The organism is Frankia sp. Hr75.2 (genome assembly GCF_949319125.1).
GTDB classification, from domain to species: domain Bacteria; phylum Actinomycetota; class Actinomycetes; order Frankiales; family Frankiaceae; genus Parafrankia; species Parafrankia soli.
The window spans coordinates 62,861-79,491 of the sequence record NZ_CASGGV010000288.1 but is presented as its reverse complement, the minus strand read 5'-3'; the positions used below and the strand labels follow the sequence as shown (position 1 = coordinate 79,491).

The following is a 16,631-nucleotide window of genomic DNA, read 5'->3' as shown; positions in this document are numbered from 1 at the left end:
GCCTTGCGGCGCGGCCACGTGGCCGTCAACGGTCATCGCGGTAGCGCCGTGCTGCCCGTGCCTGGCCGGGCCGGCTCCACGGAGCCGGTCGCGTCCTCGGAGCCGGTCGCGCCCGCGGCACCGGTCGCGCCCGCGGCACCGGTCGCGCCCGCGGCACCGGTCGCGCCCGCGGGCGCGGGCTCCAAGGTCGCCACGCACTCCACGTGCGAGGTCATCGGGAACAGGTCGAACGCGCGGAGCTCGGTGAGCCGATACCCCTCGCCCGCCGCGACCGCCACGTCCCGCGCGAGCGCGGCGGGGTCGCAGGCCACGTAGACGACCCGGCGCGGCCGGTGCGCGAGAAGCTCGGTCATGACCTCACGACCCGCGCCGGTCCGCGGCGGGTCGAGCACCGCGACGTCCACCGCCCGCCGGGCCGGGCCGGGCGTGGCGCCGCCGGCCGGGAGGCCGTCGGCGGGCGCGGCCGGCTGGTCCGCCGCGCCGACGAGGCCGCGGACCGTCGCCGGGGTCACCCGCAGGGAACGCAGCGACACCCAGGGCAGATCCGCCAGGCTCCGCGCGGCGGAGCGGACGGCGGCCTCGTCGGATTCCAGCGCGATGACCCGCCCGGTCGGTCCGACCGCCTCGGCGAGAAACGCGGCGAACAGCCCCGCCCCGCAGTACAGGTCGAGGGCCGTGTCCCCCGCCGCGGCCGCGGCCGCCTCGCGCACCGCGGCGACCAGCGTCGCCGCGGCGGCCGGGTGGACCTGCCAGAAGACCCCCGGCTCCAGCCGGAACTCGCGGCCTTCGACCGTCTCGACCACCTCGACCGGCGCCGGCTCGCCGCGGTCAGGACCGGGGCCCTCGGCGTCGGCGGCGAGGCCGGTCTCGGTGACGCGCCACCCGCCGGACCGCGTCGAGTACGCCACGGCGTCGCCGGGCATCGCCACAAGCTCCACCGCCTGGCCGGTCACCTCGGGCGAGCCGTCGCCGGTCAGGAAGACCGGGTCGGCGATCACCCGGGCGAGCAGCGGATGAGCGATCTTGCAGTCGGGAGTGGGCACCACCTCGTGGGAGCGGTGCGCGCGCAGCCCGACGCCGCCGTCGGGCGTCCGCGAGAAGCGCATCCTGGTGCGCCAGCCCAGCCCGTCGGGCCCCTCCGACGGCAACGCCTCGACCAGCACGGCGCGCTCGAGGCCGGCCAGCCGCCGCAGCGCGTCCTCGACCACCCGTGCCTTGAGCCGGCGCTGCGCGGCGGGCGTGGCGTGCTGCCAGTCGCACCCTCCGCACCCGCCGGGACGCGCGTGCGGGCAGGGGGGCGCCACCCGGTCCGGGGAGGCGACGAGGATCTCGACGGCGTCGGCGCGCCAGTAACGGTCGTGGGAGACGTCGGTGATCCGGACCCGTACCCGCTCGCCGGGCAGCGCGTGACGCACGAACACGACCCGACCGCCGGCGCGGGCCACACAGAGCCCACGGTGCGCGACCGGGCCGACGTCAAGCTCCACCAGTTCGCCGGGCGGGACGGGGACGGGGCGCGTCACCCCGCCCACCCTGTCGGTCCGGTCCCGATCGGCCCGCTCCGGCCGGTCCCGGCTGGTATCGCCGGCGCGGTCCCGGGCGGCGTCGCCGGCGCGGTGCCGGACCGGCCGTCCGGTCCGCTCCGCCGTGCCGTCCGGTGCCGCGGGGTGTCGCCTGGTCCCGCTGGACGGCCGCGCCGGGCGCCCGCTCACGGGGCATCCCCGGGCGGCGCCGCGTTTGAACTGGCCGGCGGGTTCGCGGTCACGGCGGCGTCACCGCCACCAGCGCTCCCCGGCCCCGGCCCCCGGCGCCCGGGCCGGAAGTGCCCGGGCGGGGCCGCGCTGCCCCGTCTGACCGCGCCCGCGCCGACCGACTCCTGCCTGGTCTGCGCGTGCGAGCTGGACGCGAGCTGCCACGGGACACTGATCATCATCACCCCGGGCTGGAAGAGCAGCCGGGCCTTGAGCCGCAGCGCGCTCTGGTTGTGTAGCAGGTGCTCCCACCAGCGCCCGACGACGTACTCCGGGACGAACACCGCGGTCACGTCGCGCGGGCTCTCCCGCCGGATGCGGGCGACGTAGTCGAGGACCGGGCGGGTCACCTCCCGGTACGGCGACGCCAGTACAACGAGATCGATCTTGATACCGCGTTCCTCCCAGGCCTGGCGCAGCCGTTCCGTCTCGGCCGGGTCGACGGCCACGGTGACGGCGACCAGCGTGTGCGGCTTCGTGGCCTTCGCGTAGGCCAGCGCGCGCAGGGTCGGCGCGTGCATCTTGCTGACCAGGACCACCCCGTGCACCCGGGACGGCAGGGTCGGCGGCCCGGGCTCGGGCGTCAGCTCGGTGGCGACCCGGTCGTAGTGCCGGTGGATGGCCTGCATGCCCAGGTAGATCACCGGGATCGCGATGCAGACGATCCAGGCCCCGCGGGTGAACTTGGTGAGCAGCACGAGGATGAGCACGGCCCCGGTCAGGCACGCCCCGAGGAAGCTGATGGCCTGGTAGCGGCGGATCCTGCGGCGCATGCTCGCGTCCAGCGGCACGCCGCCGGCCAGCGGGTCACCATTCCGCTCGCCACCGTGCTCGGCCCTCCGCCCGCCGCCCGCCACCAGCGGGGCGGAGCCGTCGGGGGCGGCCAGGTCGGATTCGCGCAGCAGGCGCGCCCAGTGCCGGACCATCCCGGTCTGGCTGAGGGTGAACGAGATGAACACACCGAGGATGTAGAGCTGGATCAGCGCCGTGACCTGCGCGTCGAACACGACGATGAGCAGGATCGCGAACCCGGCCAGCAGCACGATCCCGTTGGAGTAGGCGAGCCGGTCGCCGCGGGTGTGCAGCTGGCGGGGCAGGTAGCCGTCGCGCGCGAGGATCGAGCCGAGCACCGGGAAGCCGTTGAAGGCGGTGTTGGCCGCCAGAATGAGGATGAGCGTGGTCACCGCGGCCACGTAGATGAAGCCCACCGAGCCGTCCCCGAACACCGCGGCCGCGATCTGGGCGACGACGGTCCGCTGCTCGCCGTGCGCCCCGATGAGGTCCGCCGGGTTCTCGGCGATGTGGACGTCCGAGATGAGGGCCAGCGCCGTCACGCCGACGAACATGGTGACGGCGATGACGCCCATCATCAGCAGCGTGGTGGCGGCGTTGCGGCTCTTCGGCCGGCGGAAGGCGGGCACGCCGTTGCTGATCGCCTCGACACCCGTCAGCGCCGTGCAGCCCGACGCGAAGGCGCGCAGAACCAGGAAGAGCAGGGCCAGGCCGGCGAAGTTCTGCTCCGCGTGGACCTCATAACCGGCGCTCTCGGCCCGCGGTGCGTCCCCGAAGACGGTCTGCACCAGCCCCGTCACGATCATCACGAGGATGCCGAGGATGAACGCGTAGGACGGCGCGGCGAACGCCGACCCGGACTCACGCACACCGCGCAGGTTGACCAGCGTGAGCAGCACGACCAGGAGGCTGGCGATGAGCACCTTGTGCTCGGCGAGCCCCGTCGCCGCCGATGTCAGGTTCGCGACACCCGCGGACACCGACACGGCGACGGTGAGCACGTAGTCCACCAGCAGGGCGCTGCCGACCATCAGGCCGGCGCGGGGGCCGAGGTTGACCGAGGCCACCTCATAGTCGCCGCCGCCGCTGGGGTAGGCGTGCACGTTCTGCCGGTACGACGCCACCACGGTCAGCATGAGGATCACGACCGCGCCCGCGATCCACGGCGTGTAGTGCAGCAGCGTGAGTCCGCCGAGCGCGAGGACGAGAAGGATCTCCTCCGACGCGTAGGAGACCGATGAGAGCGCGTCGCTGGCGAACACGGGGAGCGCGACCCGCTTGGGCAGCAATGTCTCACCGAGTCGGTCCGAGCCGATGGGGCGACCGACGAATCCGCGCTTCAGTCGGTCTGTGAGCGCCACGCGGCGATGCTACCGACCCCGATCCCACCTCCCCAGTGTGTGTGACGTGGCGCACTCCAACCCGGCCATAGCGACACACGTGCCCGATGAGCTGCCAGGACGGGTGGCCGACAGACATCGACCGGGCAACCCCGATCGGACTACGCTCACCTCCCGTGCACGTCGTGATCCTCGGCTGCGGCCGTGTCGGCTCATCCCTGGCTGGTGCCGTCGAGCGGCTCGGCCACTCGGTGGCCGTCATCGACCAGAACCCGGCCGCGTTCAATCGCCTGTCGGCCGGCTTCGGCGGACGGGCGGTGACCGGCATGGGCTTCGACCGGGACACCCTCGTCGAGGCCGGCATCGCCGGGGCGGCCGCGTTCGCCGCGGTCTCCAGCGGGGACAACTCGAACATCATCTCCGCCCGGGTCGCCCGGGAGATGTTCGGCGTGGAGCGGGTGGTGGCCCGCATCTACGACCCCCGGCGGGCCGAGGTCTACGAACGCCTCGGCATCCCCACCGTCGCCACGGTGCGCTGGACGCGCGACCAGATCCTCGGTCGTCTCGTCCCGGACGCCGTCACCCCCGAGTGGACGGACACGTCCGGCTCGGTGCTGCTCACGGCGGTCACGCCGGCGCGCGGCTGGGTGGGACGGCGGCTCGCCGAGCTGGAGGCCCGGGCCGAGGTCAGGGTGGCGTGCGTGACCCGGTTCGGCGACGGCCTGCTCCCCGACGGGCGGACCATGGTGCAGGACGGCGACGTCCTGCACATCGCGGTCGCCAAGGCGCGGGCCACCGAGGCGGACGCGATCATCCGCACCGGCCCCGACCACGACTGACGACGCGGGCACCACTGGCGACGCCGGCACGACTGACGACGAGAGACGAGGACCTGCGATGACCGCGGATCCGGACGCGCGTACCGGGGGCACCGAACAGGACGGGGCCGCCGAGCGGAGCGGGACGGCGAACCGGCGGGTGGCGATCGCGGGCGCCGGCAAGGTCGGCCGCTCGATCGCCGCGGAACTGCTGGAGAACGGCTCCGAGGTGCTCATCATCGAGCGCGACCCGAACAAGATCCGCCGGGACGCGCTGCCCGCGGCGGACTGGCTGCTCGCCGACGCCTGCGAGCTGTCCTCCCTCGACGGCGCCGGCCTGGACTGCTGCGCGGTGATGGTCGCCGCCACCGGCGACGACAAGGTCAACCTCGTGGTCTCGCTGTTGGCGAAGACCGAGTTCGGCGTGCCCAGGGTGGTCGCGCGGGTCAACCATCCCAAGAACGAGTGGCTGTTCACCGAGTCCTGGGGCGTCGACGTGGCGGTGTCCGCGCCGCGCATGCTGACCGCGCTGGTCGAGGAGGCGGTGAGCGTCGGTGACCTGGTGCGCCTGATGAAGTTCCGCCAGGGCGACGCCTCCCTCGTCGAGCTCACCCTGACCGCGGACGCGCCCGTCGTGGGCCGGCGGCTGGGCGACGTCGACCTCCCACCGGACTCCGCCGTCGTCGTGATCCTGCGGGACGGCAACGCTGTGGTCCCGTCACCGGACAGCACACTCGAGCCGGGCGACGAGGTGCTGGCCGTCGCGACCACGAGCGAGGCCGAGGAGAGCCTCGCGGCGCTGCTCGGCGCCGTCCCCGCCGACGCCAGCCGGAACCAGCGCGTCTCCGGGGTGCTCTAGCCGATCCCGGTCGTCGCGCCGGGGGCGCGGCGCGGTCTGTCAGTCGTTCGGGATGCCCGCGGCGAGCTGGCCGGGTTCGCCGGTCTGACCGTCCTCCCCGGACGGCTCGTCCTCCGCCAGCGGGGCGAGGCGCCGGACGATCGCGAAGGTGGCCAGCACGGCCGCGCCGAACAACGGCAGACCCAGCACGATGTTCGCCGCCGCGAGCCAGCCGGACTCCCCCGCGAGGTAGAGCACGCCCTGGATCGCGAACCGCGCCGCGAACACCGCGATCCAGACGAAGGTGGCCCAGACCGCCGCCCGCCGGACGGACGGCGTCTCCCGCCAGTTGGAGTACCGCTGGTCGAAGCCGGCCATCACGTAGCCGCCGACGGGACGCCCGACGAGGACCGAGCCGAGGCCGACGACGGCGCAGACGGCGTTCTTCGCTATCGAGGGCAGGAAGAAGCCCTCGGCGCTGCCCGTCCGGGAGGCTATGAAGGCGGCGAACCCGACCGCGAAGAGCCCGGAGAACGCCTGCTGGACGGGCTCGTGTCGCACCACCCGCAGGACCACGAGCCCGGCCGCCGCCGCGATCGCGACGACGATCCCCGCCGTCAGGCCGGCCTCGGCGTTGACGGTGACGAACGCCACCGTCGGAATGGCGCTGTCGATGATTCCGCGCGGGCCGCCCACCGCCTCTGCCAGCGTGACCGGTGGCTCACCACCGGTGCCGCGGCCGCCGGACCCACCGGACCGGCCACCGAACCCACCGGCCCGGCTGGCGATCCCACCGGCCCGGCCACCGGCGTCGTCGTGCCCGGCCGGGAGGCCAGGGCCCGCCCCCGGTACCGCGACGCCGTCGACCGGGGTCACGGCCGCTCCGCCGGGGTCGCCCGGACCCGTCGCCGGGTTCGGCACTGACGGATCCTGCGGAGACGCTGGTGGCATGGGCGGTGTAGTCCTGTCGCCGGGCGCCACTCAGGCGCTGGTCGAGGAGGCTGGCAGCAGCTCGTAGCGGGGATTGAACATCGTGGTCCGCTCGTCGCGCACGACGACCCGACCGGATGCCTTGACCGATCGACCGGCCTCTATGCCCGCGATGTGCTTGCGGCCGAGGAACACGAGAGTCACGGTGCCGCTTCCATCATAGAGGTCGACCTCCAGACTCGGTGCCCCCGAACGCGCCCGGACGGTTACCGAACGTATGGATCCGGCGACGCACGCCTCCTCGCGGTCCCTACAGGCGTGCATCGGGTCCGCGCCGACGGCGACCGACGCCTGCCGCAGCTCCTCGTCCTCAAGTTCCTGGTTGTCCGCTGTCAGCCGGTGGAACCGTCGTCCCAACCAGCCGCGCCCCTCGCCCACGGCTCCTCCGATCATCGAACCGCTCCCGAAGCCGGGCGACGGAATCCGAAACCTGGGACGTCACCGGACCGGCGGGTGGGAATCCCACCACGAGCCCACGCATCGGCGCCCTGAACCGGGATTATGAGGTGGACGGACCACCCGCCACCACCGATCGCGCCCATGATGGGACAGCCGGCGAGGGCCCGCCGCGCGCCACGGACTCGTTCCCGTACTGTTTCGGCGCCGTTCCGCCTCCGGTCACCGGCCTCGGCGCGGCGGCCCGACGGGCCGGGAAAGGGTCAGCGGGTCTCGCTGATCCGAACGCCGGGAACCGGGATCGCGGGCCTGGAATCCGAGCGCTGCTCGGCTTCCGCGCCGGGACCGTCCGGATGCTCGGAGATCTCCTTCGGCAGCCGCAGCGGCAGCGGATCCCGCACGGGCATCGCCGAGTCGCCGCGGACCACGATGATCCCACCGAGCGTCTCGTCGAGCAGCGGCCCGGCCGACGGGTCCTGCCCCGCCGCGCCGGTCACGACGGCCCGCAGGAACCAGCGGGGCCCGTCGACGCCGATCATCCGCCCGGGCACGGTCTCCCCCGGCTGGCTCGTGGGCAACCGCAGCCGCAGCTCCAGCCCGTACGGGCCCTCGACCTCGCTGCCGCCGGTGTCCCGCACGGTCTCCAGGATCTCCGTGCGGACGTCGTCCCACAGCGGGCTGGTCTTCGGCGCGGCGAACACCGCGAGCTCCATGGCGCTGCGCCCGTCCGTCACGACGACGGTGAGCGGCTTGCCGGTCGACTCCTCCACCTGGAACTGCACCTGGACGCCGCGCAGCGCCGGCACCCGCAGCGCCCCGAGGTCGAGCCTGTGCACGTCGTCGTCGGGCGCCTCCTCGAGGTCGAAGGGGCCGACCAGATCGACGTCGTCCGGCTCCTCCGCCCTCGGGTCGGCCGCCATGACGGCCGACGACCTACGACCCCGACCGAACACCGTGGCCCTCCCTTCGCGGTCCACCGTCGGAGGACCGCCCGAAACCGCCCGTCGACCCGAAGCCGCCCGCACCCCGGACGGAATCCGGGAGCAGGTCGACCTCGCGGAAGACCGCGTGCTCCACCCGCTGGACCACGAGCTGAGCCACCCGATCCCCACGACGGAGAGCGATGACTTCACTTCGATCGGTGTTTATAAGTATCACCTTGACTTCTCCACGGTAACCGGCATCGACGGTTCCGGGGGCGTTGACCACGGACAGGCCGTGTCGCGCGGCCAGTCCGCTGCGGGGATGCACGAAAGCCGCATAACCCTCGGGCAGCGCGACGGAGAGGCCGGTTCCGACGATGGCCCGTTCACCGGGCGCCAGCGTGACGTCCTGCGCGGTCACCAGGTCGGCGCCGGCGTCCGAGGGCTGGGCGTAGGCGGGCAGCGGGAGATCCGGGTCCAGACGGCGGACCAGCACCTCCAGCGTGCCCGCGCCGACGGTCGGCTGGCCGGTCGGCGGCACCGAATCACCGGTCGGCTGGCGGGTCGGCGGCTCGGGGCGCTGCGCGCCGGGGACGATGTCGCCGGCCACGCCATCACCGGGCACGGCGTCGGCTGGTGGAACGTAGGCGCGCAGGGCGCCGGCAGGAAGCAGGGCGCCGGGTGGCGTGGGGGTGGTCGCGGTCATGATTCTCCTGGGTCGTCCTCACCCGGGCGGGCTGTCCGCGACACTAACGACTCCCCGTGACGAGACGGCCGGCACATGCCGGCGACACGAGGACGACCCGACCTCCGGCGGTCGCGAGGAGGAAACCGCGCGCCGCGGGGTAGGGCAGAAGAGCGATACCAGCTGCGCCCCGGCGAGTCGGGGCGCACGGACGAGAGGTGTGGGGTGGCCGGACCGGCTTCGAAGATGGGATGGAAGATCGTGGGCGGCGCGGCGACCGCGCTCGCCGGCACCGCGGCGAGCAGGGGCGTCACCGCGGCCTACCGGAAGATACGCAAGTCCGACCCGCCGGTGAACCCGGCGGACCCGGAGACCTCCTGGGCGGAGGCGATCGCCTGGGCCGCGCTCTCCGGCCTGGCCATCGGTCTCGGCCGGCTGGCCGCCGAGCGGGTCGCCGCGCGCGGCTGGGCCCGGGCGACGGGCTCCCCGCCCCCCGGCATGCTGCGCCCGGAGATCTCGACCTCGGAGAACTAGGCCGACGGCGGCACCGCTGCGTACAACTGTGGCGGTTGAGTGACATCCACGACTCGCTCAACCGCCACGGATCACCGAACGCCGGGCAGCGGCCTCGGCCGCGGGCCTCGGTCAGTCCAGGCGGCGCAGGTCCTTGCGGAAGCGGCGTCCATTCTCGACGTAGTGGGCGGCCGCCATGGTGATGAGCTCCTGCGAGGCGGCGCCCTCGCGGATCTTCGCCGGGATGCCCAACGCCATCGCCCGCTCGGGAACCACCATCCGGTTGCCGACCACGGCGCCGGCGGCGACCAGGGCGCCGCGTGCCACCCGGGCCTGGTGCAGGACGATCGACCCGGAGCCGACCAGGGAGCCGTCCTCGACCACGCAGCCCTCGAGGTGCACGATGTGCCCGATCACGCAGTCGTCCCCGACGATCGTGGGGAACTGCGCGGTCGTGTGGATCACCGTGCCGTCCTGGATGGACGTCCGCGCGCCGATCACGATGCGCCCATGGTCGCCGCGGAGCACGACGCCGGGCCAGACCGTCGACTCCGGGCCGATCGTGACGTTCCCGATCACCGTCGCGTCGGGATGAACGTACGCGGACGGATCGATCGAGGGTTCGAGGTCCCCCAACGCGTAGATGGCCACGTTTCCATCCTGCCGTATCGTGCCGCCACCCGTGGCACTCATGGTTTCCGCTGGTCGCGGCGCCCGTCCGGGCGGGTGGCGACGTACTCAGCCGCCGTGTGGCGGTTGCGTGAGATGGCGCAGCTTCGCCGGGTTGACCACGACGTCGATCTCCGTGACCAGCCCGCGCCACACCGTGAGCGCAACGACGTTCACCAGCCGCGGACCGGCGTACGTGGCGATACCCGCTCCCCCGTTGACCTCTACCGGGACGAAGCGCACCGCGGTCCCGTACTGCCGACGGCCCTTCTCAATCAGGCCGTGCAGGAACCGCGCCACCTTGTCCGCCCCGTCGATCGGGCGCAGCGCGGCGCGCACCACACCGCCGCCGTCCGAGCGCAGCACGACGTCCGGGTCGAGGACGCGCAGCAGCGCGGCCAGGTCACCGCCCGCGGCGGCCGCCAGGAACGCATCGGCGACACCGCGCCGCTGGGCCGGGTCGGGATCGAAGCGGACGGCCCGCTCCCGCACGTGCCGCCGGGCGCGGCTGGCGAGCTGCCGGCTGGCGGCCGGGCTGCGGCCGGTCACCTCGGCGACCTCCTCGAAGCCGAAGCCGAAGACGTCGTGCAGGATCAGCGCGGTCCGCTCGGCCGGGCTCAGTGACTCCAGGACGACCAGCATGGCCATGCTGACCGACTCGGCGAGGGTGACCCGGTCCGCCGGGTCGGCCCGCTCGGCGGCCACGGCCGTGACCTCGCCGACCGGGCCGGTCGCGCCGCCCCCACCGGCCGGGCCCGGCCGACCCCTGCCGGGGTGGGCCGCGACGCCGGCCACCGCCGACCCACCCGACCCGCCCGGACCGGACGGGCGACCAGCGGCTCGGGCAGCCACGGCCCGACGTAGGTCTCCCGCCGGACCCGGGCCGAGCGGAGATGGTCGAGGCAGAGCCGGCCGACGACCACGGTCAACCATCCGCGCAGGTCCTCGATGGCGGCCGGGTCGGTCCGGGCGAGACGCAGCCAGGCGTCCTGGACGATGTCCTCGGTGTCGGTGACCGAGCCGAGGATGCGGTAGGCCACGGCGCGCAGGTACCCGCGCTCCGCCTCGAACGCCTCGGCCAGCGCACCGGGGCCGCCCGCGTCGGGCCTGTCGGTCACACCGCTCCCCCGTCGCGGACGGTGACGATCAGCCGGCCGGCGGGACGAGCACCACGTCGACAGCCAGCTCGCCGCCGGTGCCGACCAGGCTCAGCTCCCAGATCCCGCCGGCGCTGCGCAGGTCCACGGCAGCCTGCCCGACCAGCGCGACGACGTCGGCGTCACCGCTGACCCGGGCGGTGGCGACCTCGGCCTTCATCGACACCTTCGCCTCGGACTTGGCCCGGCGCACCGCGGAGAGCGCGGCGCCGACCGCGTCCAGCAGCTCGGGACGGCCGTCTCCGGCGGCCTCGCGGACCTCGGCGGCCTCCGGCCAGCGGGCCCGGTGCACCGAGCCCGCCCGCCACCAGGACCAGACCTCCTCGGTGACGAACGGCAGGAACGGCGCGAACAGGGTGAGCAGCGTCGACAGCGCGATCGACAGCGTCGCCCGGGCGGAGGCGGCGCCGGCCTCCCCGTGCCCGCCGTACGCCCGGCCCTTGACCAGCTCGACGTAGTCGTCGCAGAACCGCCAGAAGAAGGTCTCGGTGACCTCGAGCGCCCGGGTGTAGTCGTAGCCCTCGAACGCGCCGGTGGCCGTGTCGACGACCCGGGCGAGCTCGGCGAGCAGTGCTCTGTCCAGCGGTTCGGTGATCGCGGCCGGGCCGGGTGCGGCGTCGGCCGCGAGGGCCGCGCCGCTCTCGAAGACCTCGCCCTCGCCCGCCTCGGCGAGGCCCAGCACGAACCGGCTCGCGTTGAGGATCTTGATGGCGAGCCGGCGGCCGGTCTTCATCTGGCCGACGTCGAAGGCCGTGTCGGTGCCCGGACGGCCCGAGGCCGCCCAGTAGCGGACGGCGTCCGAGCCGTGCTGCTCGAGCAGGCCCATGGGCGTGACCACGTTGCCCTTGGACTTCGACATCTTCTTGCGGTCCGGGTCGAGGATCCAACCCGAGATCGCCGCGTCCGTCCAGGGCAGCGTGCCGAACTCGTCGTGGCTGCGCAGCACGGTCGAGAACAGCCAGGTCCGGATGATCTCGTGCGCCTGGGGGCGCAGGTTCATCGGGAACACCTGCGCGAACAGCGCCGGGTCGCTCTCCCAGCCACTGGCGATCAGCGGCGTCAGCGAGGAGGTGGCCCAGGTGTCCATGACGTCGGGGTCGGCCATGAAGCCGCCGGGCACGCCCCGCTGCTCGGCCGTGTAGCCCGGGGGGACGTCACTGGACGGGTCCACGGGCAGGGTGGCCTCGGCCGCGACGATCGGGGCGTCGTGGCGGGGCTGGCCGTCCGCGTCGAGCGGGTACCAGACCGGGAAGGGCACACCGAAGAAACGCTGCCGGCTGATCAGCCAGTCGCCGTTGAGGCCGTCCACCCAGTTCTCGTAGCGCACCCGCATGTACTCGGGGTGCCAGCGCAGCTCGCTGCCACGCTGGCGCAGCTGCTCACGCAACTGCTCGTCCCGGCCGCCGTTGCGGATGTACCACTGGCGGGTGGTGACGATCTCGAGCGGCCGGTCGCCCTTCTCGTAGAACTTGACCGGGTGATTGATCGCCCGCGGCTCACCGAGCAGCGCGCCGGACTCCTGCAGGGCCGCCACGATCGCCGTCCGCGCGGCGGCGATCGTCTTCCCGCCGAGCTGGGCGTAGTGCTCCCGGCCGGCCGGCGACGAGATCGCCTCGGGGGCCTCGGCGATCAGGCGGCCGTCCCGGCCGATCACCGCGCGGGCGGGCAGCCGCAGCTCACGCCACCAGATGACGTCGGTGAGGTCACCGAAGGTGCAGATCATGGCGATGCCGGAGCCCTTCTCCGGATCAGCCAGCCGGTGCGCCACCACCGGCACCTCGACGTCGAACAGCGGCGTGCGCACCGTCTGCCCGAACAGCGGCTGGTAGCGCGCGTCGTCGGGATGCGCCACGAGTGCCACGCAGGCCGGCAGCAGCTCCGGACGGGTCGTCTCGATCACCACCGGGTCGCCGCCGGGCCGCCCGAACGCGAGCGTGTGGTACGCGCCGGGGCGCTCCCTGTCCTCCAGCTCGGCCTGGGCGACCGCGGTGCGGAACGTGACGTCCCACAGAGTCGGGGCCTCGGCCAGGTAGGCCTGGCCGCGGGCGAGGTTACGCAGGAAGGCCCGCTGCGCCACCGCGCGGGACCGGGTGTCGATGGTCGCGTAGGTGTGCGACCAGTCGACGGAGAGCCCGAGACGGCGCCAGAGCTCCTCGAAGCCCTTCTCGTCCTCGATCGTCAGCGTCTCGCAGAGCTCGACGAAGTTGCGCCGGGAGATCGGGAGCTGGTCCTTGCCCGGCTTCTCCGGCGGGGTGAAATCCGGGTCGTAGGGCAGCGACGGGTCGCACCGCACGCCGTAGTAGTTCTGCACCCGCCGCTCGGTCGGCAGCCCGTTGTCGTCGAACCCCATGGGGTAGAAGACCTCGCGCCCGCGCATCCGCTGGAAGCGGGCGATCAGGTCTGTGTGGGTGTACGAGAACACGTGGCCTACGTGCAGCGAGCCACTCACGGTCGGTGGCGGGGTGTCGACCGAGTAGACCCGCTCCCGCGGCGCCGACCGGTCGAACTCATAGGTCCCGCGCTCGTGCCACTGCTCGGACCAGCGGGTCTCGATCCCGTCCAAGCTCGGCTTGGCGGGCACCGCGCGGGTCGGCCGTTCCGTACTGTCCGTTGCCACCACGCGCACAATCCTACGGGGCACGCGATCGTCGCCCTCGCGGCGGGAGTGCGGGCCGCGGGCCCCTCGCCGCTCCCGCCGCCGGCCAGCCTTGGCAGGATGAGCACCGTGGACGCGCCCCCCAGCACCCTCCGCCCGGCCCCGGCCGCCCTGCTCGACCTCGGCCTGGACGTCGCCCGCGAGGCCGGGGCCCTGCTCGTCACCGGCCGCGCCGGCACGGTCGCCGCCGAGGCGACGAAATCCTCGCCGACCGACGTCGTCACCGCGCTGGACCGGGCGTCGGAGGCCCTCGTCGCCCGCCGCCTGCGCGAAGCCCGCCCGGACGACGGCCTGCTCGGCGAGGAGGGCTCCGACACAGCGGGCACCAGCGGCGTCCGCTGGATCGTCGACCCCCTCGACGGGACGGTCAACTTCCTCTACCGCCTGCCCAACTGGGCGGTGTCGATCGCGGCCGAGCTGGACGGCGAGATCGTGGCGGGCGTGGTGCACGCGCCCGCGATGGGAGTCACATACACCGCTGTCCGCGGCGGCGGCGCCTTCCGCTGGGAGACACCGGTGGGCACGGATCGCGGGGGCGACCTGGGCGCTGGCACCGGCGCGGGCGCGTCGCTCGGGCCGACGGCCGGGGAGCCGACGAAGCTGACCGGTTCGGCGGTGACCGAGCTGGGCGGCGCACTCGTCGCCACCGGCTTCGGATACACCGAGCGCCGCCGGACGACCCAGGCCGCGGTGCTGACCCGGGTCGTGCCCAGGGTCCGCGACATCCGCCGGATGGGCGCGGCCTCCCTCGACCTCTGCGCCGCCGCGGCGGGCATCGTCGACGCCTACTACGAACGCGGACTACACCCCTGGGACCACGCGGCGGGCGCACTGATCGCCGCCGAGGCGGGCCTGCGGGTCGGCGGCCTGGACGGCCGGGAAGCCAGCGAGGACCTCGTCATAGCCGCTCCCCCCTCCCTGTTCGCCAACCTCACCGCCCTGCTGGCCGAACACCCCCGCGCCGACACCGACTAGCGGCCACCACCAGCCCGGCGGTCCGGCCCCGCTTCCGGGCTCCGCGATGCGGCCCCGGCCCAGCCGGGCCAGGGGCTGGGGCTGGGGCTGGGCTATGGGAGGGTCAGGGAGGTGCCTCCGGGCGTTGGTTCGCTGGTCCCGGCTGGTGGGCGCTCGAACCAGACGGTGCGGCGGACGTAGTCGATGTGGCTGACGATGATCCGTACGACGCGGCGGGAGACGTCGTCCACGTCGTAATCGGGGACGATCCGCGGTGCCCGGTCCCCCTGCGCCGCGTCGACGACCAGGTCGACCGCGGCGAGGACCCGGTCCGGCCGGGGCAGGCAGGAGACCGCCACTCCGTGGTCGACGCCCTCGGGGCGCTCGTGCGCCTCCCGGATCATCACCGCGGGGAACCCGAGCAGCGAGGCCTCCTCGGTCAGCGAGCCGCTGTCCGAGATCACGCACTGCGCCGCCCGCTGCAACGCGATGTAGTCCGCGAACCCGAAGGGCCGGCAGAAACGGACGAGGCCGTCGGTCGCCGGGGCGCGGCCGGACGCCTCAAGGGCGTCGAGACGATCCCGGGTACGCGGGTGGGTGGAGACGATGATCGGCACCCGGTAGCGGGCGGCCAGCGCGTTGAGTGTCTCCAGCAGGCCGATGAGCAGCTCCGGCGCGTCGACGTTCTCCTCCCGGTGCGCGCTGACCACCAGGAAGTGGCCCGCGGTGACACCGAGGTTCGTGAGCACCGGTGAGGCGTCGACGAGCGGCGCGTAGTGGTCGAGGACCTCCTTCATCGGCGAGCCCGTGACGAAGATCCGCTGCGCCGGCAGACCCTCGGCCAGCAGGTGGCGCCGCGCGTGCTCGGTGAGCGGGAGGTTGATGTCGCTGAGGTGGTCGACCAGCCGGCGGTTGATCTCCTCCGGGACCCGGTCGTCGAAACAGCGGTTCCCGGCCTCCAGGTGGAACACCGGGATGTGCCGCCGCCGGGCCGCGATGACCGCGAGCGTGGTGTTCGTGTCCCCGTAGAGCAGCAGCGCGTCCGGGGACTCGTCGACGAACACCGCGTCGGAGCGGGCGATCACCCGGCCGATGGTCTCGGCGGCGCTCGCGCCGACGGCGTCGAGGAAGTGGTCCGGTTTGCGGATACCGAGCTCGTCGAAGAACACCTGGTTCAGCTCGTAGTCATAGTGCTGGCCCGAGTGGACCAGGCAGACGTCCACGGCCCGCTCGAGCGCCGCGATGATTCGGCTCAGCTTCACGATCTCCGGACGGGTGCCGACCAGGACCATGACCCGGGCCCGGTGCTCGGCCGGCCCGGGTCGGCCGCGCGGCACCGGCGCGGGGACTCCCATGATCTCCGTGCGCGTCACCCGGTCGGGCATGGTCATCCGGCCGGCCGCGCCCTGGCGGTCCGGGGGGAGACGCCGGTTCGGGACCGTGGGAACGGTCGGCCCGGTAGGGGCGATCGGCGTGGACGGCGCGGTCGGCACAGAGGGACCTGTTCGTGCGGTCGTTCCCGCCGTCCCGGTCATTGCGGTCATTCCTCCTCGTTCCGCCGGCCCCCGCCCGACGGTGCTCTCTCCCGCGGCACCCTGGTCCGCGACGCTCTGTTCCTCGGCGCCCTGACCACCGACGCCCTGGGCCCCGACGCCCGGCCCGCCGGCGCCCTGGCCGGGAATGCTCTGGCCCCTGGCGCCCTGACCGGGCACGGTCTGACCGCCGGCACCGCCGCCGTCCAGCCCGGTCGTGTTGGGAGAGGTCGCGGTGTGGCCGGTCTGTGGCCTGGGCCTGGCCGCCGGTATCCGGTGGGACACCCCCATGTCGGGCTCCCCGGCGACACCAGGATCACGCCGGACGTCCGCATCACGCCGGGCATCCGGGTCACGTCGGGCATCCGGGTCACGCCGTACGTCGGAATCACGCCGGACGTCCCCGCCGCGTCGGTCCCCCGCGCCGCGTCGGTCCCCCGCGCCGCGCTGGGCGTCCGCGCCGCGCTGGGCGTCCGGACCGCGCTGGCGGTGGGATCCCCCGCCGGAGAACCAGCTCCGGAAGAAGCCCGTCCGCGTGAGCTCGGCGTCGTCCCCGTGTTGCCGGGCGCCGGTGTGGTCGTCTCTGTCGCCTCTCGTTCTCGACACGCCGCTGTCCC

Annotated in this window: 15 protein-coding genes; 4 read left to right on the top strand and 11 right to left on the bottom strand. The window is 73.9% G+C overall.

Features of this window, described 5'->3' with window-relative positions; translation table 11 throughout:
* Positions 1-32: 32 nt before the first annotated feature.
* Together AC559T_RS20520 and AC559T_RS20515 are read right to left on the bottom strand one after the other, a co-directional pair.
* A complete protein-coding gene (locus AC559T_RS20520; RefSeq protein ID WP_498869769.1) occupies positions 33-1,712 on the bottom strand; it encodes a class I SAM-dependent RNA methyltransferase in 1,680 nt (559 codons plus the stop codon).
* Positions 1,709-3,904 carry an APC family permease gene (locus AC559T_RS20515; RefSeq protein WP_498869768.1) on the bottom strand — a complete coding sequence of 732 codons (2,196 nt, stop codon included), beginning with the start codon at positions 3,902-3,904 and terminating at the stop codon, positions 1,709-1,711. The genes AC559T_RS20520 and AC559T_RS20515 overlap by 4 nt, the downstream gene beginning before the upstream one ends.
* A gap of 155 nt (positions 3,905-4,059) precedes the next feature.
* Here AC559T_RS20515 and AC559T_RS20510 point away from each other — a divergent pair, with 155 nt between their 5' ends.
* A complete protein-coding gene (locus AC559T_RS20510) occupies positions 4,060-4,722 on the top strand; it encodes a potassium channel family protein (RefSeq protein ID WP_498869767.1) in 663 nt (220 codons plus the stop codon).
* A 58-nt stretch (positions 4,723-4,780) separates the two neighbouring features.
* Positions 4,781-5,560, top strand: coding sequence for a potassium channel family protein (locus AC559T_RS20505; RefSeq protein ID WP_235014493.1), 780 nt, complete (start codon positions 4,781-4,783; stop codon positions 5,558-5,560).
* Between the two features lie 39 nt (positions 5,561-5,599).
* On the opposite strand, the gene AC559T_RS20500 is transcribed toward AC559T_RS20505, so the two are convergent.
* The 4 genes from AC559T_RS20500 to dut all read right to left on the bottom strand — a co-directional run bounded on the left by AC559T_RS20500 (position 5,600) and on the right by dut (position 8,554).
* The gene (locus AC559T_RS20500; protein ID WP_112108148.1) at positions 5,600-6,415 is read right to left on the bottom strand and encodes a DUF3159 domain-containing protein; all 816 of its coding nucleotides are present in this window, start codon (positions 6,413-6,415) and stop codon (positions 5,600-5,602) included.
* Between the two features lie 105 nt (positions 6,416-6,520).
* Entirely contained in the window at positions 6,521-6,907 is a 387-nt protein-coding gene (locus tag AC559T_RS20495; protein ID WP_071061631.1) for an OB-fold nucleic acid binding domain-containing protein, read from the bottom strand.
* A gap of 281 nt (positions 6,908-7,188) precedes the next feature.
* Entirely contained in the window at positions 7,189-7,878 is a 690-nt protein-coding gene (locus AC559T_RS20490) for a DUF3710 domain-containing protein (RefSeq protein ID WP_071061629.1), read from the bottom strand.
* Complete coding sequence (gene dut / locus AC559T_RS20485) at positions 7,859-8,554, bottom strand: dUTP diphosphatase (RefSeq protein ID WP_498869766.1); 696 nt, start codon at positions 8,552-8,554, stop codon at positions 7,859-7,861. The genes AC559T_RS20490 and dut overlap by 20 nt, the downstream gene beginning before the upstream one ends.
* 204 nt (positions 8,555-8,758) lie before the next feature.
* Here dut and AC559T_RS20480 point away from each other — a divergent pair, with 204 nt between their 5' ends.
* Positions 8,759-9,067, top strand: a complete 309-nt coding sequence (locus AC559T_RS20480) for a DUF4235 domain-containing protein (protein WP_112108141.1) — start codon at positions 8,759-8,761, stop codon at positions 9,065-9,067.
* 111 nt (positions 9,068-9,178) lie between these two features.
* Here AC559T_RS20480 and AC559T_RS20475 read toward each other — a convergent pair whose 3' ends face one another.
* From AC559T_RS20475 to valS, 4 genes are all read right to left on the bottom strand, one after another.
* Positions 9,179-9,697: a gamma carbonic anhydrase family protein gene (locus AC559T_RS20475; RefSeq protein ID WP_235014496.1), complete on the bottom strand. Its 519-nt coding sequence runs from the start codon at positions 9,695-9,697 to the stop codon at positions 9,179-9,181.
* 87 nt (positions 9,698-9,784) lie between these two features.
* Positions 9,785-10,420, bottom strand: a complete 636-nt coding sequence (locus tag AC559T_RS20470; protein WP_498869765.1) for a sigma factor-like helix-turn-helix DNA-binding protein — start codon at positions 10,418-10,420, stop codon at positions 9,785-9,787.
* Complete coding sequence (locus AC559T_RS20465; RefSeq protein ID WP_498869764.1) at positions 10,333-10,833, bottom strand: sigma factor; 501 nt, start codon at positions 10,831-10,833, stop codon at positions 10,333-10,335. Before AC559T_RS20465 ends, AC559T_RS20470 begins: the two co-directional genes overlap by 88 nt.
* A 28-nt stretch (positions 10,834-10,861) precedes the next feature.
* On the bottom strand, positions 10,862-13,492 hold the full coding sequence (gene valS / locus AC559T_RS20460; protein WP_498869763.1) for a valine--tRNA ligase: 2,631 nt from the start codon (positions 13,490-13,492) through the stop codon (positions 10,862-10,864).
* A 96-nt stretch (positions 13,493-13,588) separates the two neighbouring features.
* Between valS and AC559T_RS20455 the strand changes: the two genes are divergently transcribed.
* On the top strand, positions 13,589-14,503 hold the full coding sequence (locus AC559T_RS20455; RefSeq protein WP_112108824.1) for an inositol monophosphatase family protein: 915 nt from the start codon (positions 13,589-13,591) through the stop codon (positions 14,501-14,503).
* Positions 14,504-14,595: 92 nt separating this feature from the next.
* Here the strand turns inward: AC559T_RS20455 and wecB are convergent, their stop codons facing one another.
* Positions 14,596-16,620: a non-hydrolyzing UDP-N-acetylglucosamine 2-epimerase gene (wecB, locus tag AC559T_RS20450; RefSeq protein ID WP_498869762.1), complete on the bottom strand. Its 2,025-nt coding sequence runs from the start codon at positions 16,618-16,620 to the stop codon at positions 14,596-14,598.
* Between the last annotated feature and the right edge of the window lie 11 nt (positions 16,621-16,631).